This is a genomic window from Microbacterium sp. P2_F9 (assembly GCF_056403635.1).
Window position 1 is genome coordinate 1 of record NZ_JBFUFC010000012.1, and the last position, 16,799, is coordinate 16,799.

A 16,799-nucleotide genomic window follows, 5' to 3' on the forward strand; every position below is an offset into this window, starting at 1 on the left:
GTGCTCGCTTCGGCGCAGGCGCTGACGCTCTTCGAGCGGTTCGACCGAGCCAGCGCCGCCCTCGTAGCGGCGGCGACGGCATCCCTCCCCATCGCCGACCGCGACGCGCTCGCCGCCGCGATCCCGGCCCTCGAGCACCTCCTCGAGACGCTCGCAGCGGACCCGGCCGCCCAGCCCACGAAGTCCCCCCACAACCGCAAGGAGGCGGAATGACAACTCTGCGCCAGCGTCTCACGCGCGCGCTCGACGCAAGATCCCGGAAGGGCGTCGAGCTCGGTCCCTACGAGATCACGATCGAGCGCGATCTGCGCGTGCCGATGGACGACGGGATCGAGCTGCTCGCCGATCTGATCAGGCCCGTCGGCGACGACATCCCCTCACTTCCCACCATCGTCATCCGCGGGCCGTACGGGCGCAGCGGCCCACTCGCGAGGTCCGCTCGTGCCTTGGCGTACGAGGGGTTCACGGTGCTCTTCCAGAGCTGCCGCGGCACGTGGGGATCGCAGGGCCTGTTCACACCGCAGATCGATGAGCAGCGCGACGGCATCGCGACCCTGCGCTGGGTGCGGAAGCAGTCGTGGTTCACGGGGCACCTCGCCACCTACGGGCAGAGCTACATGGGCTACACCCAGTGGGCCGTCGCCGGTCGCATGGCCCTCGAAGACCCTGAAAACGCCTCCGAGGCGCTCGTGCTCATCACCACGATGCCCGACTTCGGCGCCATCACGTGGGACAACGGTGCGTTCGCGCTGCGCAATGCCCTCGGCTGGACTCGCATGATGCACCGGATGCGTCGTGGCGGCTTCGCCATGATCGGCATGGCGCTGCCCGACCCGAAGCTCGACAAGGCGTTCGCCGTCCTGCCGCTGAGCGCCGGCGACTCCGCGGCGACGGGGGAGGAGATCCACTGGTACCAGGACTGGGTGCGTCGCGAGGACCTCACCCATGAGTACTGGGCACAGCAGTCCCACGCCGCGTCGGTGGCGGATGTCGCGGCCCCCGTCTCGATGATCACCGGCTGGTACGACATCTTCCTGCCGTGGCAGCTCGCCGACTACGCGCACCTCGTCGAGGCCGCACGCGCGCCCCGACTCATCCTCGGACCATGGGGACACACGTCACTGGGCATGGCGGCGCCGACGCACACCGAGACGATCGCGTTCCTCAAGGAGACCTTCAGCGGCGCCCCCGCGTCGAGGCCGACGCCAGTGCGCGCGTTCGAGACCGGTGTGGGCGAGTGGCACGACCTCGAGTCCTGGCCGCCGGCGGGGTCAGCCGCTCAAGAGTGGCATCTCGGGTCAGGCGGCACAATGTCGACCGAGGCCACGACCGGCGGTGTGACCACCTACACGTACGACCCCGATGACGCGACGCCCGCCGTCGGCGGACCCAGCCTGCTGCCGAAGACCGAGCCGGTCGACAACCGCGAGCACGAGGCACGGACCGATCTCGCCGTCTTCCGCAGTGCGACGCTCACAGCTCCGCTCGAGATCGCCGGGCAGCCGATCGCCCGCATCCGGTTCCGCTCCTCGGCGCCGAGCTACGACGTCTTCGTCCGGATCACCGATGTCCACCCGGACGGCACGTCGATGACCGTGTGCGACGGGATCCGTCGCATCGGGGCGATCGGCACGGTCGACACCGACCCGCTGCCGGACGTCGAGGGCTTCCGCGAGGTCGAGGTGGGGCTGTGGCCCGCCTTCCACCGCTTCGCCGCCGGGCATTCCGTCGGCATCCAGGTCTCCTCCGGCGCCCACCCCCGCTATGCGCGCAACCCCGGGTCGGCCGAGGCCGCGTTCGACGCTGCCGCGACCCAGGTCGCGGTGCAGGAGATCTCGCACGAGGGGCCCGACGCCTCGCGGATCGAGCTGCCGGTGTGGGTCCGATGAACGGCGCACCGGTTCCTGGCCTCGAGCACGCCTTCGATGTCGAGGTCGTGCTCGGGGCGCTGGAGGATCACGGCGAGACCCGTCGGGGACACCGACGCGTCGTGCCGATCGTGGGCGGGTCGGTCAGCGGGCTGTTCGACGCCGAGATCCTGGCCGGGGGAGCCGATTGGCAGATCGTGCGCCCCGACGGGACGATCGAGGTCGACGCGCGGTACACCGCGAAGACGGCGGATGGTGCGCACATCCTGATCCACGCGACCGGCGTCCGCAGCGGTCCGCCCGCGGTGCTGGAGGCGCTGCTGCGCGGCGAGCCGGTCGATCCCTCGGCCTACTACTTCCGCACGGTCGTGACGCTCGAGGCAGGGGCCGCGGAGCACGCCGACCTGCAGCGCGCGATCTTCGTCGCGTCGGCGGTGCGCGCGGCCGACCGGGTCACGTACTCGGCGTACCGCGTCACGTAGTCGAGCGGGCGAGGCGCGGCAAACTCTCAGCTCCATTTGTTTGTGGTCTGACCACATGCGACAATGGAGCCGAGGAGGTCGAGCATGCGCACGATCGAGGAGACACTGCAGGTTCAGGCCGATGCGGCCGTCCACAAGGCGCACGGTGTGCGCGAACCCTTGCGGTTCACCATCTCGGGCATGCTCGGCGGAGCGTACATCGGTGTCGCCGTCGTCCTGATGCTCAACGTCGCCGGCCCGCTCATCGCCGCCGGGACCGGCATGGGCAAGCTCGTGAGCGGACTCGTCTTCGGCGTCGCGCTGACGCTCGTCGTGTTCGCCGGGGCAGAGCTCGTCACCTCGTCGATGATGACTCTCACGCAGGGCGTGCTCATGCGGGTGGTCCGGCCAGGGCCGGCCGCAGGCGCGCTGTCCTTCACGTTCCTGGCCAATCTCCTCGGCGCCGCCGTCTTCGGCAGCCTCGTCGCGGTGTCGGGCGTCCTGCACTCCAACCCCGCCGCCGGCGAGATGCTCTCGGACATGCTCGCCGGGAAGGCGTCCGAGGAACCACTCCAGCTCTTCGTCCGCGGCATCCTGTGCAACATGCTCGTCTGCCTCGCCATCTGGATGTGCGCGCGGCTGAAGAGCGATGTGGCCAAGCTCGTCGTGATCTTCTGGGCGCTGCTCGCGTTCATCGCCTCCGGGTTCGAGCACGTCGTCGCGAACATGACGACCTACACCCTGGGCCTCATGACGGGCGACCCGAACGCGACCTGGGCGCTCTTCGGCAGCAACATCCTGTGGGTGGGTCTCGGCAATCTCGTCGGTGGAGCGATCATCGTCGGCGTCGGCTACTGGATCATCGGCGGCTCGCCGCGCGCGATCGCGCAGGCGGAGACGGATGCCGCGGTCGGCGTCGTGGGCTCGCCCGCGCCCGAGCAGCTCACGGTGGTCGTGCCGTCCGACCGCGTCGCGACGGGAACCATCCGGGTGCGCACCGCCACCCGCGGCCCGAGCGGACGACGGGTCGCCCCAGCGCGCAACCAGCGCTGAGGCGCATTGGCGGCGGCCCGCGCAGAGTGCTCGGGGAGTAGCGTTGAGCGGCGGCATCCGTCCTCCTGCGGGTGCGGCATCCGTCACCTCGCCCCCGGAGGTCGGTCATGAGACTCGTCCAGATCGCCCAGCACGCCGATGATCTCGAGCGCGCGGCCGCGTTCTACTCGAGGCTGCTGCACGCCAAGCCCACGGGACTCTTCGATCCACCCGGACTGCTCTTCTTCGATCTCGAGGGGGTGCGGCTGCTGCTCGATCGCCATGCGCCCACGGCGCTCATCTATCTGCACGTCGACAACGTGCATGAGACGATCGAGCGCCTCGATGGGCTCGCCGAGATCATCTCGCCCCCGCACGTCATCTTCAGGCACGAGGACGACCGCCTCGGACCGGCCGGACACGAAGAGTGGCAGGCGTTCATCCGGGACTCCGAGGGCAACACCGTCGGGCTCGTGGCCTTCCAGCGGGCCTGACCCTTCGCCGCATCGAGGGTCACGCGTTCCGACCCCCGCCGTGCGGCGGGGCGTAGCCTGGGGCGATGAGCGCCTACGTCTCGGCGTTCGAGTTGTTCTCCATCGGAGTAGGACCCTCGAGCTCCCACACGGTCGGACCCATGCGGGCCGGCCGCGACTTCGCCGACCGCCTGCGCTCGGACCGTCTGCTCGACCGCGTGGCGCGCGTTAGCTGCATCCTCTACGGCTCGCTGGGCGCGACCGGCATCGGGCACGGCACCCCCGACGCCGTCGTCGCCGGGCTGCAGGGCCTGGATCCCCGCACGGTGGATCCGGATGCCGTGCGCCGGGCATGGACCGACTGGCCCGAGGGCCGCGCGCTGCTGCTGGACGGCACGCACCCCGTCCCCTTCTCGAAGGAGGGCGTCACCTTTCTGCCGCGCACCCGGCTGCCGGGGCATCCGAATGCGATGACGCTCACTGCGCTCGACGAGGCCGATGCCGTGCTCGCCGAGGAGACCTACTACTCCGTCGGCGGGGGATTCATCCGGCGCGACGGCGAGCCCCAGCGGGTCGCTGCGCGCCCCTTCCCGCTCGACTTCGACAATGCCGCGGAACTTCTCGCCGCGTGCGACGAGCGCGGTCTGACGATCGCCGAGGCCGCCCGGATCAACGAGCAGGCGCTGCGCTCCGACGAGCAGATCGCGGCGGGCCTCGATGCGATCTGGGACGCCATGACGAGCTGCATCGAGGCCGGCCTGCGCGCGGACGGAGTGCTGCCAGGAATGATGCGGGTCAAGCGTCGCGCGGGCGCGATCCGGGCGCAGCTGGAGGATGCCGAGGCCACCGGTCACCGCGAACTCCCGGGGGAGTGGCTCGGCGCGTTCGCGCTCGCCGTCAACGAGGAGAACGCGTCCGGCGGTCGGGTCGTGACCGCCCCCACCAATGGCGCGGCGGGGATCTTGCCGGCCGTCGCGATGTACTGGTGGCGGTACCTCGCCGACTCCGGGCTCGGTGCGGGGAATGCCGTCACCCCCTACGGCGAACTGGTCGGCAGCGCGCTGCTGGGATTCGGCCAGGCGCCGGTCGACGCGCTGGCGGATTCGACGATCGCCCTGGACGAGGAGCGCATCGCCGAGGCGAACCGCCGCCGCGGCATCCGTCGCTTCCTGCTCACCGCCACCGCCTTCGGCTCGCTGTTCAAGGCGAACGCGTCGATCTCCGGTGCCGAGGGCGGGTGCCAGGCCGAGGTCGGCTCCGCGTGCGCGATGGCGGCGGCGGGGCTCACGGCCGTCATGGGCGGGACGAACCGCCAGATCGAGAACGCGGCCGAGATCGCGATGGAGCACCACCTCGGCCTGACGTGCGACCCGGTCGGCGGGCTGGTGCAGATCCCGTGCATCGAGCGCAACGCGATCGCCGCGTCGACCGCCGTCACTGCGGCTCGCCTCGCGCTGCGCGGCGACGGCAGCCACTACGTGTCGCTCGACGCGGTCGTCGAGACCATGCGGCAGACCGGCATAGACATGTCGACCAAGTACAAGGAGACCAGCGAAGGCGGCCTCGCGGTCAACGTCATCGAGTGCTGAGCTGCCTTTGGCCCAGGCATCCGTCTGCTCCGTCCGCTGGGCCCGCGCCGACTGACCCTCGCGCGGTCGAAACCGCCCCACGCGCCCGAAGAGAACGACCGCGAACGGCGGTTTGGACAGCGCGAGCAGATAGACCGGCGCCCGGTGTTCGCCGTGCGCGAATCTCTGGCACTCGGCATGCCAGAGTGCTAATCTGAACGTACTTGAGTCGATAAGGCTCAAGTTTCAGAACGATCAGAAGGAGTGCGATTTCCATGGCCACGAATGACCCGTTCCGCGACCTCGACCGCCTCGCGTCGAGCCTGTTCGACACCCGCCGCGGTCCGCGCCGGATGCCGATGGACCTCTATCGTGACGGCGACCACTACGTGCTGACCGCCGACCTGCCTGGTGTCGACCCGGGCTCGGTCGACATCGACGTGGACGGCCAGCTGCTCACGATCCGGGCCGAGCGCACGCTCACCTCCGGTGATGGGGTGAAATGGATCACGCGCGAGCGCGAGGGCGCGAGCTTCCTGCGTCAGCTCAGCCTCGGCCAGGGCGTGGACTCCGAGCGCATCACGGCGAACTACGCCAACGGCGTGCTCAGCGTCGCGATCCCGGTGAGCGAGAAGGCGAAGCCGCGCAAGATCTCGGTGGCGTCCGACGTGAGCTCCCCGACCATCACGGCCCACGAGAGCACGCACGACACCGCCGACGCGCCGCAGCCCGTCGAGCAGTAATCCGCGGCACACGCACGGAACCGCCCCGCGTCCTCCAAGGACCGGGGCGGTTCCGCGTATCCGGATCCTCCCGAGCGCCGTGGGATGCCTCGGCTCTAGGCTGAGCCCGTGCCCGAGTACGCCGTCCCCACGCCGCAGCGCCGGCGCGGACGGCCGCGCGGCGGCGAGTCGGGCTCGCGCGAGCGCATCCTCACGGTGGCCGTCGAGGAGTTCGGCGAGCGCGGGTACGACGCCACCACGATCCGCGGCATCGCCACCCGGGCCGGAGTCGACCCGGCGCTCGTGCACCACTACTTCGGCACGAAGGCGGATCTCTTCGCCGAGGCGGTCGATGCTCCGATGCGGCCGGATGTCGACATCCCGGCTCTCCTCGCCGGCCCGCGCGACGAGCTCGGCGCCCGTATCGCGCGCTACGTGTTCGAGGCCTGGGAGAAGCCCGACGTGCGCAAGCGCGGGGTGGTGCTGCTCCGCGCCGGGATCGGCAACCGGCTCGCCACGCCGCTGCTTGCAGCGTTCCTCTCTCGCGAGCTCCTCGGCCGCATCGCCGCCGACCTCGACCACCCCGATGCCGAGCTGCGCGCGAGCCTGGTCGCCTCGCAGATCGCCGGCATGCTGCTCGCCCGGCATGTGCTGAAGCTTCCCGCCGCGGCCGCGGCATCCGTCGACGACCTCGTCGCGTGGGTCGGCCCGAACCTGCAGCACTATCTGACCGGAGACCGGCCCCCCGCCGGGTGAGAGGAGAACCTATGACGTTCCAGGCATATCTCGACAACATCGAGGACAAGACCGGGCTCACCCCCCGCCAGTTCATCGACCTCGCCACCGCAAAAGGCTTCGGCCCCGGCACGAAGGCCGGCGAGATCGTCACCTGGCTCGCCGAGGACTACGGGCTCGGCCGGGGCCACGCCATGGCGCTGGTGCACGTGATCACGAAGGGCCCCAAGATCAACGTCAAGCACGTCGATTCGGGAGGAACCCACAGCGATCCGTCCGACACGCTCTGGCTCGACGGCAAGGCGACGAACCCTGCACCCTAGGCGCGCGGGCGGCTCTTGACCGCGCCCAGCGCGAAGAGCATAATTCACCGCGTGATGAATAAATCGCGATCCCGCCTCACCGCCGGATCATGAGCGTCGACGTCCGCAACGCGGTCGAGATCCGCGGACTCCGCGTGCGCCGAGGAAAAGCCGATGTGTTCGACGGCATCGACCTCGACATCCCACGCGGCCAGATCACCGGGCTGATGGGACCGTCCGGCTGCGGCAAGACGACACTCATGCGCTCCATCGTCGGCGTGCAGGTGGTGGCGGGCGGCTCGGTCACAGTGCTCGGCGATCCCGCCGGCACCCAATCCCAGCGTCGGCGGGTCGCCTACGACACGCAGGCGGCGTCGGTCTACGGCGACCTCACGATCCAGCAGAACCTCGCGTACTTCGCCCGGCTGATCGGCGCGCCGCGGTCCGATGTCGACCGGGTCATCGAGCAGGTCGGTCTCGCCGATCAGGCGCGGCAGACCATCGACTCCCTGAGCGGCGGGCAGGAGAGCCGCGTCTCGCTCGCGGTCGCGATGCTCGGCGAGCCCGAACTCCTCGTGCTCGACGAGCCGACCGTGGGCCTCGACCCGGTGCTGCGCAACGAGCTGTGGGGCCTGTTCCGGGGGCTCGCAGACCAGGGCGCGACCCTCATTGTCAGCAGCCACGTCATGGATGAGGCGCTCCGCTGCGACCGACTCATCCTCATGCGGGCCGGCCACGTCATCGCCGACACGACTCCGGATGGGCTGCTCGCCGACACGGGTCAGAAGGATCCGGATGCGGCGTTCCTCACGCTCATCGAACGTGACATGACCTCCGGCTCGGTGGTGGGGCCGGCGCCGGACCATCCACTCACACGCCGCGAGGCGCGTGGGGAGGCGGAGAAGTGAACGGGGTCCGCACCGTCGCCACCGCCGGTCGCGTGCTGCGCCAGCTGAGCCACGACCCCCGGTCGATCGCGCTCATGCTCGTCGCCCCGAGCCTGCTGGTCGGCCTGTTCGCCTGGCTGTTCAGCGACCAGGAGGGGGTGTTCGACACCTACGGCCCGCCGATCCTGGCGTTGTTCCCCTTCATCATCATGTTCCTGATCACCTCGATCACCACGTTGCGCGAGCGCCGCTCGGGCACGCTCGAGCGGCTGATGACGACGCCGCTCGGCAAGGGCGACTTCATCCTCGGCTACGGCCTGGCGTTCGGTCTCATGGCGATGCTGCAGGCGATCGTCACGGTGTCGTTCGCGGTCTGGGTCTGCGGGCTCGAAACCGACGGTCCGGTCTGGCAGCTGGGGCTCGTCGCAGTGACGGATGCCGTGCTCGGCATGGCTCTCGGACTCCTGGCGAGCGCGTTCGCGCGCACGGAGTTCCAGGCGGTGCAGTTCATGCCGCTGATCGTTTTCCCGCAGATCCTGCTCGGCGGACTGTTCATGCCCCGCGAGGACATGCCCGACGCGCTCTACGCGATCTCGAAGGTGCTCCCGCTCAGCTACGCGATCGACGCGATCAACGCTGTGACAGCCGGAGACGAGGGCTGGGACGTCTACGGCCCGCTGCTCGTCATCCTCGGATTCCTCGTCGGGGCCCTCGTGCTCGCCTCGCTCACCCTCCGCCGCCGCACGCCGTAGCCTCGCGTCAGCAGTCGGGCTTCGGGGTGCGCAGCTTCGCCGTGAGCTCGCGCAGCGCGGAGAGCTCGGAGTCGGTGAGCACCGACATCCGGTCCGCGATCGCACTGCCGTGCTTCAGTGCGAGCACGCGGAATGCCGCCGCGCCCTCGTCGGTGGCGTGCACCAGGGCCCCGCGACCGTCGTCCGGGTCGGCGCACTTGGCGAGCAGCCCGCGGGCGACCATCCGGTCGACGAGGCGTGAGACGCTCGGCTGGCTGATCAGCATGTTCGCGGTGACATCGCGCAGCCGCGCGGTCATCTCCGGGCCGCGGGTCACGGTGAGCAGCACGTCGTATTCCGCCTGGCTGAGTGCCGCGCGCTCGAAGTCGCCGCTGATCTCGCCGAACACCTCGTGCTGGGCGCGGAAGAGCGCTTCCCAGGCTTCGATGGCGAGGCGACGATCGGTCATGTGCACCAGACTAAAGGCACCAGCGGGGTCCTAGGCTGTGCTCGTGGGGAAGGTGCTGAGGCGACTGGGCGCCGTCTGCGCGGCGATCGCGGCCTGCGCGCTGATTCTCACGGCCTGCGCCGATCTGTCGGTCACCTCCGATGACGGCGCGGCGGACGTGGCATCGGCCAGCCTCGACGACTTCACCTTCGCGAGGATGGACGTCGACTACACGCTCGGACGCACCGACGAGGGCAAGAGCACGCTCGAAGTGGTCGAGCGGTTCGTCGCCGTGTTCCCGGAGTACAACCAGAACCACGGCATGCGGCGCATCATCCCGGACTCCTATCTCGGGGTGCCGCTGAACCCCCGATTCGTCTCGATCACCGACGGCGACGGCAACCCGCGCGCCGCGGAGGTCGATCGCGAAGACGGCACGTTCACGATGACGTCCCGCGCCGACGAGTTCGTGCACGGCGAGCAGATCTACGTCTTCACCTACACACTCGAGAATGTCACCCGGTTCTTCGACAACACCGGCGCCGACGAGTTCCAATGGGACGTCAACGGGACGCAGTGGCCGCAGCCGTTCAGCCGCGTCACCGCGACTCTGCACGTCGATCAGGACCTCGCGCCCAGCTTGACCGGCGCGAGCGCCTGCTACCGCGGGTTCGAGGGCGACGACAACCTGTGCACGATCGAAGCGACCGATGCCGCGCAGGGCGGAACGGATGTCTTCGCGGCTGCCGACGCGATCCAGCCGTACCAGACCATGACGATCGCGGTGGCCTTCGAGAAGGGCACGTTCGCCGCGTTCGACAACTCCTTCCTGGCCTCGCCGTGGGGATGGCTGCAGAGCCTCGCCGCGCTTCTCGTGCTCGGTGGTCTCGGGTGGGGCTTCGCCACCCGGGCCAGGCACCTGCGCGATGAGCCCGGCCGGCCCACGATCATCGCCGAGTACACCCCGCCCGCTCAGATCGACGCGCTGGAGAGCGCGGTGCTGCTCGGTCTGCCCGCGAAGGCGATCCCCGCCGAGGTGCTCGAGCAGGCGGTCGTCGGCAGCATCCGGATCGTCGAGGGGGAGCGGCACTGGTTCGGGGGCGTCAAGCTGCGAGCTCAGCTCATCGACCCGTCCCTCGCGGACGGCGACGGGGTGATGCTGCTGGGCGGCCTGTTTCCTTCAATGACGCCGGGCGACGAGTTCGAGTTCGGCCGCAGCGACCGGAGGCTCTCCACGACCGCGCAGGCCATCCTCACGGCGGCCCGCTCYGAACTCGAGCAGCGCGGGCTCCGAAGGCGCGTAGGGCTCGGCACCCGCGCCCTGCCCGTCATCGTCACCGGTCTCGGCGCCGTCGGCGTCTTTCTCGCCGGGATTGCCGCGATGGATGCCGCGGTCTCGGCGTGGATCCCGCTCGCGCTGATCGTCGGGGCGATCCTGGCCGAACTCGCCGTCATCGGGATGATGTCGCGCAAGCCGCTCACCGCTCTCGGCGCGGAGGTGCGCGACCACCTCGCCGGCCTCCGGGTGTTCATCGAGTGGGCCGAGGCTGACCGGATCCGGATGCTGCAGTCCCCGCAGGGCGCCGAGCGGATCCCCATCGACACGACCGATTCCGGAGTCATGCTGAAGCTGTACGAGGTGCTGCTGCCGTACGCGGTCGTCTTCGGTCAGGAGAAGCGGTGGGCGCAGGACCTCGCCGTGCTGTACGGCGAGCACGGCTCTCCCGGCTGGTACTCCGGCTCGAGCGGCTTCAGCGCCTCAGCGCTCTCCTCGGGCATCTCGACCCTGTCGGCGAGCACCGCGTCGTCGTCCGCCTCGTCGTCGGGCGGCTCGGGTGGCGGCGGGAGCGCCGGCGGCGGTGGCGGCGGGGGCGGCGGCGGAGGCGTTTAGCGGCCCAGCCGTCCGGCGACTCCCTGCGCGGCCAGACCCGTTCGCCGTGGGTAGGCTTGGCCGGGATGACCCCCGAGCTGAACCGGATCGAACCAGCCCGCCCCGGCGGCACGCCCGGCACGGGGCGTCGCATCGTGCTACTCGCCGGAGGGGTCGGCGGGTCCAACTTCGCCCTCGGGCTGCGAGCCGCGCTCGCGCCGCACGATGAGCTCACCGTGATCTGCAACACCGGCGACGACTGGTGGATCGCGGGCCTGCGCGTGCAGCCCGACATCGACTCGATGCTCTACGCCCTCGCGGGCGTCAAGGACCTCACCAAGGGCTGGGGACGAGCGGATGACTCGCTCCGCGTCTCGGGCGAGCTCGCGGCGTGGGGCGTCGGGCGGGAGTGGTTCGAGCTCGGCGACCTGGACCTCGGCGCGCACATCGCCCGGACCTCCTGGCTGCGCGCCGGCGCGACCGTCAGCGAGGCCGTCGCCCGGCTGACCGCGCGCTGGCCGCTCGGCGCCGTGATGCTTCCGATGACGGACGCCGAGGTCGACACCCAGGTCGTGCTGCCGGACGAGACGATCCACTTCCAGGAGTGGTGGACCCGCTACCGCGCGCGCCGGGAACCGCTGGCTTTCGAGAACCCGGGCATCGCCGCGGCACGGCCCGCCACCGGGGTGGTCGAGGCGATCGCCGCCGCCGACGTCGTCGTGATCGCCCCGTCCAACCCGATCGTCTCGATCGGCCCGATCCTCGCGGTCCCGGGCATCGCCGACGCACTCCGGCAGACGGCTGCGCCGGTCGTTGGCGTCTCGCCGATCATCGGCGGCGCACCGGTGCGTGGCATGGCGGATGTCTGCCTCCGGGTCGCGGGTGTCGCCTGCACCGCTGCGGGTGTGGCCGCACACTACGGCGCGCGCCGGGACGGTGGAGTGCTCGACGCCTGGCTCATCGCGGAGGAGGATCACGCCGATGCTGCCGCGGTCGACGGTCTCGGCATCCGTTCCGCGGTCCGCCCGCTGTGGATGACGGATGCCGCGCACAGCCGTGCCCTCGGCGAGGACGTGCTCGCCGTCGCCGCGTCGGTGAACCCCCAGCGACAGGGCTCGGTGCAGGGATGACCGCCGAGCGCGTGATGACGACGATCGACACGATCGAAGAGGCGGTGCGCCTGCTCGGGGCGGACGGCGCGGAGCTCGAGCGGCTGCTCGATCGGGCTGCGCAGATGCGCGATGCCGGCCTGCAGGACGCCGGCCGGCCCGGTGTCATCACGTACTCCCGCAAGGTGTTCGTCCCGCTGACGACGCTGTGCCGGGACCGCTGCCACTACTGCATCTTCGTCGACACTCCCGGGCAGCTGCTCACCAAGCGGGCGCCGATGTACATGTCGGATGAGCAGGTGCTGCAGGTCGTCCGTGCCGGCGCGGCGCACGGTTGCAAGGAGGCGCTGCTCACCCTCGGTGACCGGCCCGAGGACCGCTGGCCGCAGGCCCGCGCGTGGCTCGACGACCACGGTTTCGCCTCCACCCTCGAGTACGTGGGTCATGTCGCACGGCTGATCACGCGCGAGACCGGGCTGCTCGCCCACCTCAACCCGGGCGTGATGAGCGCCGACGAGCTGCGTGCGCTGCGCCCGACCGCTCCGTCGATGGGCATGATGCTCGAGACCACCTCGCGGGAACTGTACGAGACGCCCGGCAGCGTGCACTACGGCTCGCCCGACAAGGATCCGGCGGTGCGGCTGCAGGTCATCGCCGATGCCGGGGTCGCCGGCATCCCGTTCACCACCGGCATCCTGGTGGGCATCGGCGAGACGCTCCGCGACCGGGCTGAGTCGCTGTTCGCGCTGCGCGACCTGCACGCCCAGCACGGCCAGATCCAAGAGGTCATCGTCCAGAACTTCCGGGCGAAGCACGCCACCGCCATGCGGGGAGCGGCGGATGCCTCGCTCCGCGAGCACATCGCGGCGGTCGCGGTGGCCCGGCTCATCATGGGTCCGCAGATGCGGATTCAGGCGCCGCCGAACCTCGCCGATGCGGAAGCCTTCGACCTTCTCGTGCGCGCCRGCATCGACGACTGGGGCGGGGTGTCACCGGTGACCGCCGACCACGTGAACCCCGAGCGGCCGTGGCCCGACCTCGACGATCTCGCGGCGCTGACCGCGGCATCCGGTTTCACCCTGCGTGAGCGTCTGACCGCGCACTCCGAGTACGTCCAGGACCCGCAACGCTGGTTCGACCCGGCGATCCGGGCGAGTGTCGCCGCGCTCGCCGACCCCGCCACGGGGCTGGCCCGCGCGGATGCCGGGGCCACGACGCCCCTCGATCCCGCGCAGGGCCACCGCACGAACGGGGGCATCACAGGGCTGGTCGGCCGCGCGCTCGAGGATCCGACGGCGCTCGACGACGCCGAGTGGGTCACGCTCCTCACCGCGAGCGGGGCCGACCTCGAAGCCGTCGTCGCCGCCGCCGATGACCTCCGCCGCTTCACGGTCGGCGAGACCGTCAGCATGGTCGTGAACCGCAACCTGGCGTCGACCGGTCTGCGCGAGGAGCCCACCGGCGAGCCCGGCACCTTCGATCTCGCGGACGCGGCTGCGGTCGCCCGCGACGCGTGGGAGCTCGGCGCGACGGAGCTGTGCATCCAGGGGATGATCCCCGCCCACCTCGACCCGGCGAACTACCTCGACCTCGTCCGCGCCGTGAAGGATGCCGCGCCGGGCCTGCACCTGCACGCGTATCGCCCGCAGGATGTCGTCGACTTCGCGGATCGCTCCGGGATCTCGGTCCCAGCGGCTTTCCAGGCGCTGCGGGCGGCCGGCGTCGACACGGTGCCCGGCACCGGGGTCAAGGTGCTGAGCGAGCGGGTCCGGCAGCTCGTCGCGCCCGGCGACCTCGAGATCGACCGCTGGGTCGACACGATCGAGGCCGCCCACGATGCCGGCTTCCGCTCCACCTCCGTGCTCTTCTACGGCCACGTCGAAACGGCCGCGGAGCGCATCGCGCACCTGCGGATGCTGCGTGTCCTGCAGGATCGGCGCCAGGGCTTCACCGAGTTCGTCCCGATCCCGCTGCCCGGCTTCGGCGTACCGCTCGTGTCGGAGCGTGCTCCGGTCGATGAGCACCGGGCGATGGTGGCCGTCTCCCGGCTGCTGCTCGCCGGCAGCATCCGGCACATTCAGATCCCGTGGACCCGGCATGGCCGAGACCTCGCCATCATGCTGCTGCGCGCCGGGGGCGACGACCTCGGCGGCACCCTCCTGGACGGGCGGGTGCTGCCCGAGGCCGGCGCGGAGTCCGGGCTCGAGTTCCCGTTCGCCGAGGCGGAGCGCGCCGTCGGCCGCATCTTCCGCTCGCTGCGCCGACGCACGACCGACTACCGCGAGCCGGTTGCCCTCGAGGTGCGCGCGTGAACGGCGAACGGATCGAGGTCGTCGTCGTCGGCGCCGGGTTCGCCGGCATTGCGGCGGCGCTCGCGGCACGTTCGGCCGGCCACGAGGTCGTCGTACTCGAACGCGCCGACCGCCCCGGCGGCACCTGGCGCGAGAACACGTATCCCGGCGTGGCGTGCGATGTGCCCGCGCACCTCTACGGCCTGGCCGATCACCTCGATCCGGCCTGGTCGGCGGAGTTCGCGCCCGGCGCTGAGATCCAGGGCTATCTCGAGGGCATCGTGCAGCGCTCGGGCTTGAGCGGCATCCTCCGGCTCGACAGCCCGCTGCTGGCCGCCGGGTGGGATGACGACGAGCAGGCCTGGCGCATCGACGTCGGCGGCGAGCGCCCGGTGCAGCTCCTCGCCGAGGTGCTCGTGCTCGCCTGCGGGCGCCTCACCGAACCTGCCGTCCCGCTGCTCCCTGGCCTGGACAGCTTTCCCGGGGCGATGTTCCACTCCGCCCGCTGGGACCACTCCGTGCCGCTCGACGGCGCGAAGATCGCCGTCGTCGGCTCGGGTGCGAGTGCCGTGCAGATCGTGCCTGCGCTTGTCGCGGCCGGCTCACAGGTGGTCGTTTTCCAGCGCACCCCCGCGTGGATCGTGCCACGCGGCGGCCGCGCCTACACCGCCGAAGAGCAGGCGCGACTCGCGGCCCACCCCGAAGAACTGGCGGCGCTGCGCGAACGACTGCATCGCGAAGGCGAGGCCCGGTACGCCTCCCGCTCGGGATCGACGGATGCCGCTGCCGAGGCATCCGGAATCGCCCTCGCGCATCTCGCGGCGCAGGTCGCCGACCCGACTCTGCGGGCGCAGCTGACCCCGCACTACGCGTTCGGGTGCAAGCGGGTGCTGCTGTCGGACGACTTCTACCCGGCGTTCGCGAGCGGTGCGGCGCAGCTCGAGCCCTCCGCCCTCGCGACCGTTCACGGGCGCGAGCTCGTCTCCGAGCGCGGGATGAGCCACGGCGACTTCGACGCGATCGTCTTCGCGACGGGGTTCGAGACGGCGCGCCAGCCCTACGCGGGGCTCATCCGCGGCGAAGAGGGCGTGCTGCTCGAGCAGCACTGGGGAGACGGCATGACGTCGTTCGGCTCGGTCGTCGTGCCGGGGTTCCCGAACCTGTTCGTTCTCAACGGGCCCAACGCGTCGCTCGGGCACACCTCATCGGTGCTGATGCTCGAGCACCAGGCGGCCTACGTCGTCCGGGCCCTTGCGCGCCGGCCCGGCCAAGGCGGCGTGCTGCGGACGCGGCCCGAGGCGGAGCGCGACTACACGTGCCTCATCGACGAGAAGGCGGCCGCGACCCCCTGGCTCACCGGCGGATGCCACAACTGGTACGTCGATGACCGCTCCGGGCGCCTCACCCTGATGTGGCCGGGCACCGCCGCGGAGTACGGCGAGTTCCTCGCCGCGGCCGACGGCTCCGAGTTCGCGGAGGCCGTCCCATTGGTGAGCCCGCACGCGGGGCACACCTCGTGACCGTCTCCGGTTCCGTTCCCGTCGCCTGGACCCTGATCATCCCGGTCAAGCGATTCACCGTCGGCAAGTCGCGCCTGCGCGCCCACACCGACAGCCAGTCCGACCGGCACGCAGCGCTGGCGCGCGCGATCGCCCTCGATACCATCGCGGCCGCTGCCGCGAGCTCCCGGGTCGAGCACATCATCGTGGTCACCGACGAGGACCTCACCGACCATCTGCCCGTCGGCGCGGTCAACGTGCCCGAGGGTGCGACGGCCGGACCGAACCCCGCCGTGCTCGAGGGAGTCACCCGGCTCGGTGCTGCGTCCGCGCGGGCCGCCTTAGTCGGGGATCTGCCCGCCCTGCGCCCCGCCGACCTCGACGAGGCGCTCGCCCTCGCCGAGGGCATCGACCGGACAGTGACCCCGGATGCCGCGGGCACCGGTTCGACGCTGGTCACGGCGCGTGCCGGTGTGGCGTGGCAGTCGGCGTTCGGGGAGGGCTCATTCGCGCGCCATGTCGCCCTCGGCTGCGTGCCGCTCCCGATCGACGCCCGCTCGACGCTCCGTCGGGACGTCGACACCCCGGACGATCTGGCCGAGGCCGACCGTCTCGGACTCGGCGCCTGGACCAGAGCTCTGCGCGAGCTGACCCCCACGCGGGGAAGCGCTGCGTAGGCCCTCACCTACGCGCCCCACCACAACCCGAATCCACCTACTTCGCGCCAGCCCACCGAGTTCTGCGCGCCGATCTCGGTGGATTCGCGCGTAGTCGGTGGTCTCGCGATTTGGGCCGACCCACGG

17 protein-coding genes are annotated in these 16,799 nt (G+C 71.0%); 16 read left to right on the forward strand and 1 reads right to left on the reverse strand.

The annotated features are described in order from the left end of the window. From AC1DVT_RS02355 to AC1DVT_RS02405, 11 genes are all read left to right on the forward strand, one after another. Window positions 1–213, forward strand: a 213-nt coding sequence (locus AC1DVT_RS02355; RefSeq protein ID WP_477386200.1) for a hypothetical protein, incomplete at its 5' end; no start/stop codon positions are given. Continuing rightward, a complete protein-coding gene (locus AC1DVT_RS02360; RefSeq protein WP_477386202.1) occupies window positions 210–1,889 on the forward strand; it encodes a CocE/NonD family hydrolase in 1,680 nt (559 codons plus the stop codon). The genes AC1DVT_RS02355 and AC1DVT_RS02360, both read left to right, overlap by 4 nt. Further along, window positions 1,886–2,350 carry a DUF3237 domain-containing protein gene (locus AC1DVT_RS02365; protein ID WP_477386204.1) on the forward strand — a complete coding sequence of 155 codons (465 nt, stop codon included), beginning with the start codon at window positions 1,886–1,888 and terminating at the stop codon, window positions 2,348–2,350. The genes AC1DVT_RS02360 and AC1DVT_RS02365 overlap by 4 nt, the downstream gene beginning before the upstream one ends. Before the next feature lie 84 nt (window positions 2,351–2,434). Continuing rightward, on the forward strand, window positions 2,435–3,382 hold the full coding sequence (locus AC1DVT_RS02370; RefSeq protein WP_477386206.1) for a formate/nitrite transporter family protein: 948 nt from the start codon (window positions 2,435–2,437) through the stop codon (window positions 3,380–3,382). 107 nt (window positions 3,383–3,489) lie between these two features. After that, on the forward strand, window positions 3,490–3,855 hold the full coding sequence (locus AC1DVT_RS02375) for a VOC family protein (protein WP_477386208.1): 366 nt from the start codon (window positions 3,490–3,492) through the stop codon (window positions 3,853–3,855). Between the two features lie 65 nt (window positions 3,856–3,920). Next, window positions 3,921–5,423 (forward strand): L-serine ammonia-lyase, iron-sulfur-dependent, subunit alpha, encoded by a 1,503-nt coding sequence (locus AC1DVT_RS02380; RefSeq protein ID WP_477386210.1) that lies wholly within the window; start codon window positions 3,921–3,923, stop codon window positions 5,421–5,423. A 254-nt stretch (window positions 5,424–5,677) separates the two neighbouring features. Further along, a complete protein-coding gene (locus AC1DVT_RS02385) occupies window positions 5,678–6,145 on the forward strand; it encodes an Hsp20/alpha crystallin family protein (RefSeq protein ID WP_477386212.1) in 468 nt (155 codons plus the stop codon). A gap of 108 nt (window positions 6,146–6,253) precedes the next feature. Beyond that, a complete protein-coding gene (locus AC1DVT_RS02390; RefSeq protein WP_457098923.1) occupies window positions 6,254–6,880 on the forward strand; it encodes a TetR/AcrR family transcriptional regulator in 627 nt (208 codons plus the stop codon). Between the two features lie 11 nt (window positions 6,881–6,891). Further along, window positions 6,892–7,182 carry a DUF4287 domain-containing protein gene (locus tag AC1DVT_RS02395; RefSeq protein ID WP_457098924.1) on the forward strand — a complete coding sequence of 97 codons (291 nt, stop codon included), beginning with the start codon at window positions 6,892–6,894 and terminating at the stop codon, window positions 7,180–7,182. A gap of 89 nt (window positions 7,183–7,271) precedes the next feature. Then, window positions 7,272–8,069, forward strand: coding sequence for an ABC transporter ATP-binding protein (locus tag AC1DVT_RS02400; RefSeq protein WP_477386214.1), 798 nt, complete (start codon window positions 7,272–7,274; stop codon window positions 8,067–8,069). Then, window positions 8,066–8,800 (forward strand): ABC transporter permease, encoded by a 735-nt coding sequence (locus AC1DVT_RS02405; RefSeq protein WP_457098926.1) that lies wholly within the window; start codon window positions 8,066–8,068, stop codon window positions 8,798–8,800. Before AC1DVT_RS02400 ends, AC1DVT_RS02405 begins: the two co-directional genes overlap by 4 nt. Before the next feature lie 7 nt (window positions 8,801–8,807). Here the strand turns inward: AC1DVT_RS02405 and AC1DVT_RS02410 are convergent, their stop codons facing one another. Beyond that, the gene (locus tag AC1DVT_RS02410) at window positions 8,808–9,248 is read right to left on the reverse strand and encodes a MarR family winged helix-turn-helix transcriptional regulator (RefSeq protein WP_457098927.1); all 441 of its coding nucleotides are present in this window, start codon (window positions 9,246–9,248) and stop codon (window positions 8,808–8,810) included. Between the two features lie 43 nt (window positions 9,249–9,291). Here AC1DVT_RS02410 and AC1DVT_RS02415 point away from each other — a divergent pair, with 43 nt between their 5' ends. The 5 genes from AC1DVT_RS02415 (at window position 9,292) to cofC (ending at window position 16,673) form a co-directional block, all read left to right on the forward strand. Then, on the forward strand, window positions 9,292–11,118 hold the full coding sequence (locus AC1DVT_RS02415) for a DUF2207 family protein (protein ID WP_477386216.1): 1,827 nt from the start codon (window positions 9,292–9,294) through the stop codon (window positions 11,116–11,118). Between the two features lie 65 nt (window positions 11,119–11,183). Beyond that, window positions 11,184–12,227, forward strand: a complete 1,044-nt coding sequence (cofD, locus tag AC1DVT_RS02420; protein ID WP_477386218.1) for a 2-phospho-L-lactate transferase — start codon at window positions 11,184–11,186, stop codon at window positions 12,225–12,227. Next, on the forward strand, window positions 12,224–14,518 hold the full coding sequence (gene cofG, locus AC1DVT_RS02425; RefSeq protein ID WP_477386220.1) for a 7,8-didemethyl-8-hydroxy-5-deazariboflavin synthase CofG: 2,295 nt from the start codon (window positions 12,224–12,226) through the stop codon (window positions 14,516–14,518). Before cofD ends, cofG begins: the two co-directional genes overlap by 4 nt. Then, the gene (locus AC1DVT_RS02430; protein ID WP_477386222.1) at window positions 14,515–16,017 is read left to right on the forward strand and encodes a flavin-containing monooxygenase; all 1,503 of its coding nucleotides are present in this window, start codon (window positions 14,515–14,517) and stop codon (window positions 16,015–16,017) included. Before cofG ends, AC1DVT_RS02430 begins: the two co-directional genes overlap by 4 nt. After that, window positions 16,014–16,673, forward strand: a complete 660-nt coding sequence (gene cofC, locus AC1DVT_RS02435; RefSeq protein WP_477386224.1) for a 2-phospho-L-lactate guanylyltransferase — start codon at window positions 16,014–16,016, stop codon at window positions 16,671–16,673. The genes AC1DVT_RS02430 and cofC overlap by 4 nt, the downstream gene beginning before the upstream one ends. Window positions 16,674–16,799: the final 126 nt, after the last annotated feature.

What these genes read in the sequence shown, in the direction of transcription:
- AC1DVT_RS02370 (WP_477386206.1), top strand. Translation starts at nt 2,435, where the DNA reads ATGCGCACGATCGAGGAGACACTGCAGGTTCAGGCCGATGCGGCCGTC.
- AC1DVT_RS02410 (WP_457098927.1), bottom strand. Translation starts at nt 9,248, where the DNA reads ATGACCGATCGTCGCCTCGCCATCGAAGCCTGGGAAGCGCTCTTCCGC.
- AC1DVT_RS02395 (WP_457098924.1), top strand. Translation starts at nt 6,892, where the DNA reads ATGACGTTCCAGGCATATCTCGACAACATCGAGGACAAGACCGGGCTC.
- AC1DVT_RS02385 (WP_477386212.1), top strand. Translation starts at nt 5,678, where the DNA reads ATGGCCACGAATGACCCGTTCCGCGACCTCGACCGCCTCGCGTCGAGC.
- cofD (WP_477386218.1), top strand. Translation starts at nt 11,184, where the DNA reads ATGACCCCCGAGCTGAACCGGATCGAACCAGCCCGCCCCGGCGGCACG.
- AC1DVT_RS02375 (WP_477386208.1), top strand. Translation starts at nt 3,490, where the DNA reads ATGAGACTCGTCCAGATCGCCCAGCACGCCGATGATCTCGAGCGCGCG.
- AC1DVT_RS02380 (WP_477386210.1), top strand. Translation starts at nt 3,921, where the DNA reads ATGAGCGCCTACGTCTCGGCGTTCGAGTTGTTCTCCATCGGAGTAGGA.
- AC1DVT_RS02360 (WP_477386202.1), top strand. Translation starts at nt 210, where the DNA reads ATGACAACTCTGCGCCAGCGTCTCACGCGCGCGCTCGACGCAAGATCC.
- AC1DVT_RS02365 (WP_477386204.1), top strand. Translation starts at nt 1,886, where the DNA reads ATGAACGGCGCACCGGTTCCTGGCCTCGAGCACGCCTTCGATGTCGAG.
- AC1DVT_RS02400 (WP_477386214.1), top strand. Translation starts at nt 7,272, where the DNA reads ATGAGCGTCGACGTCCGCAACGCGGTCGAGATCCGCGGACTCCGCGTG.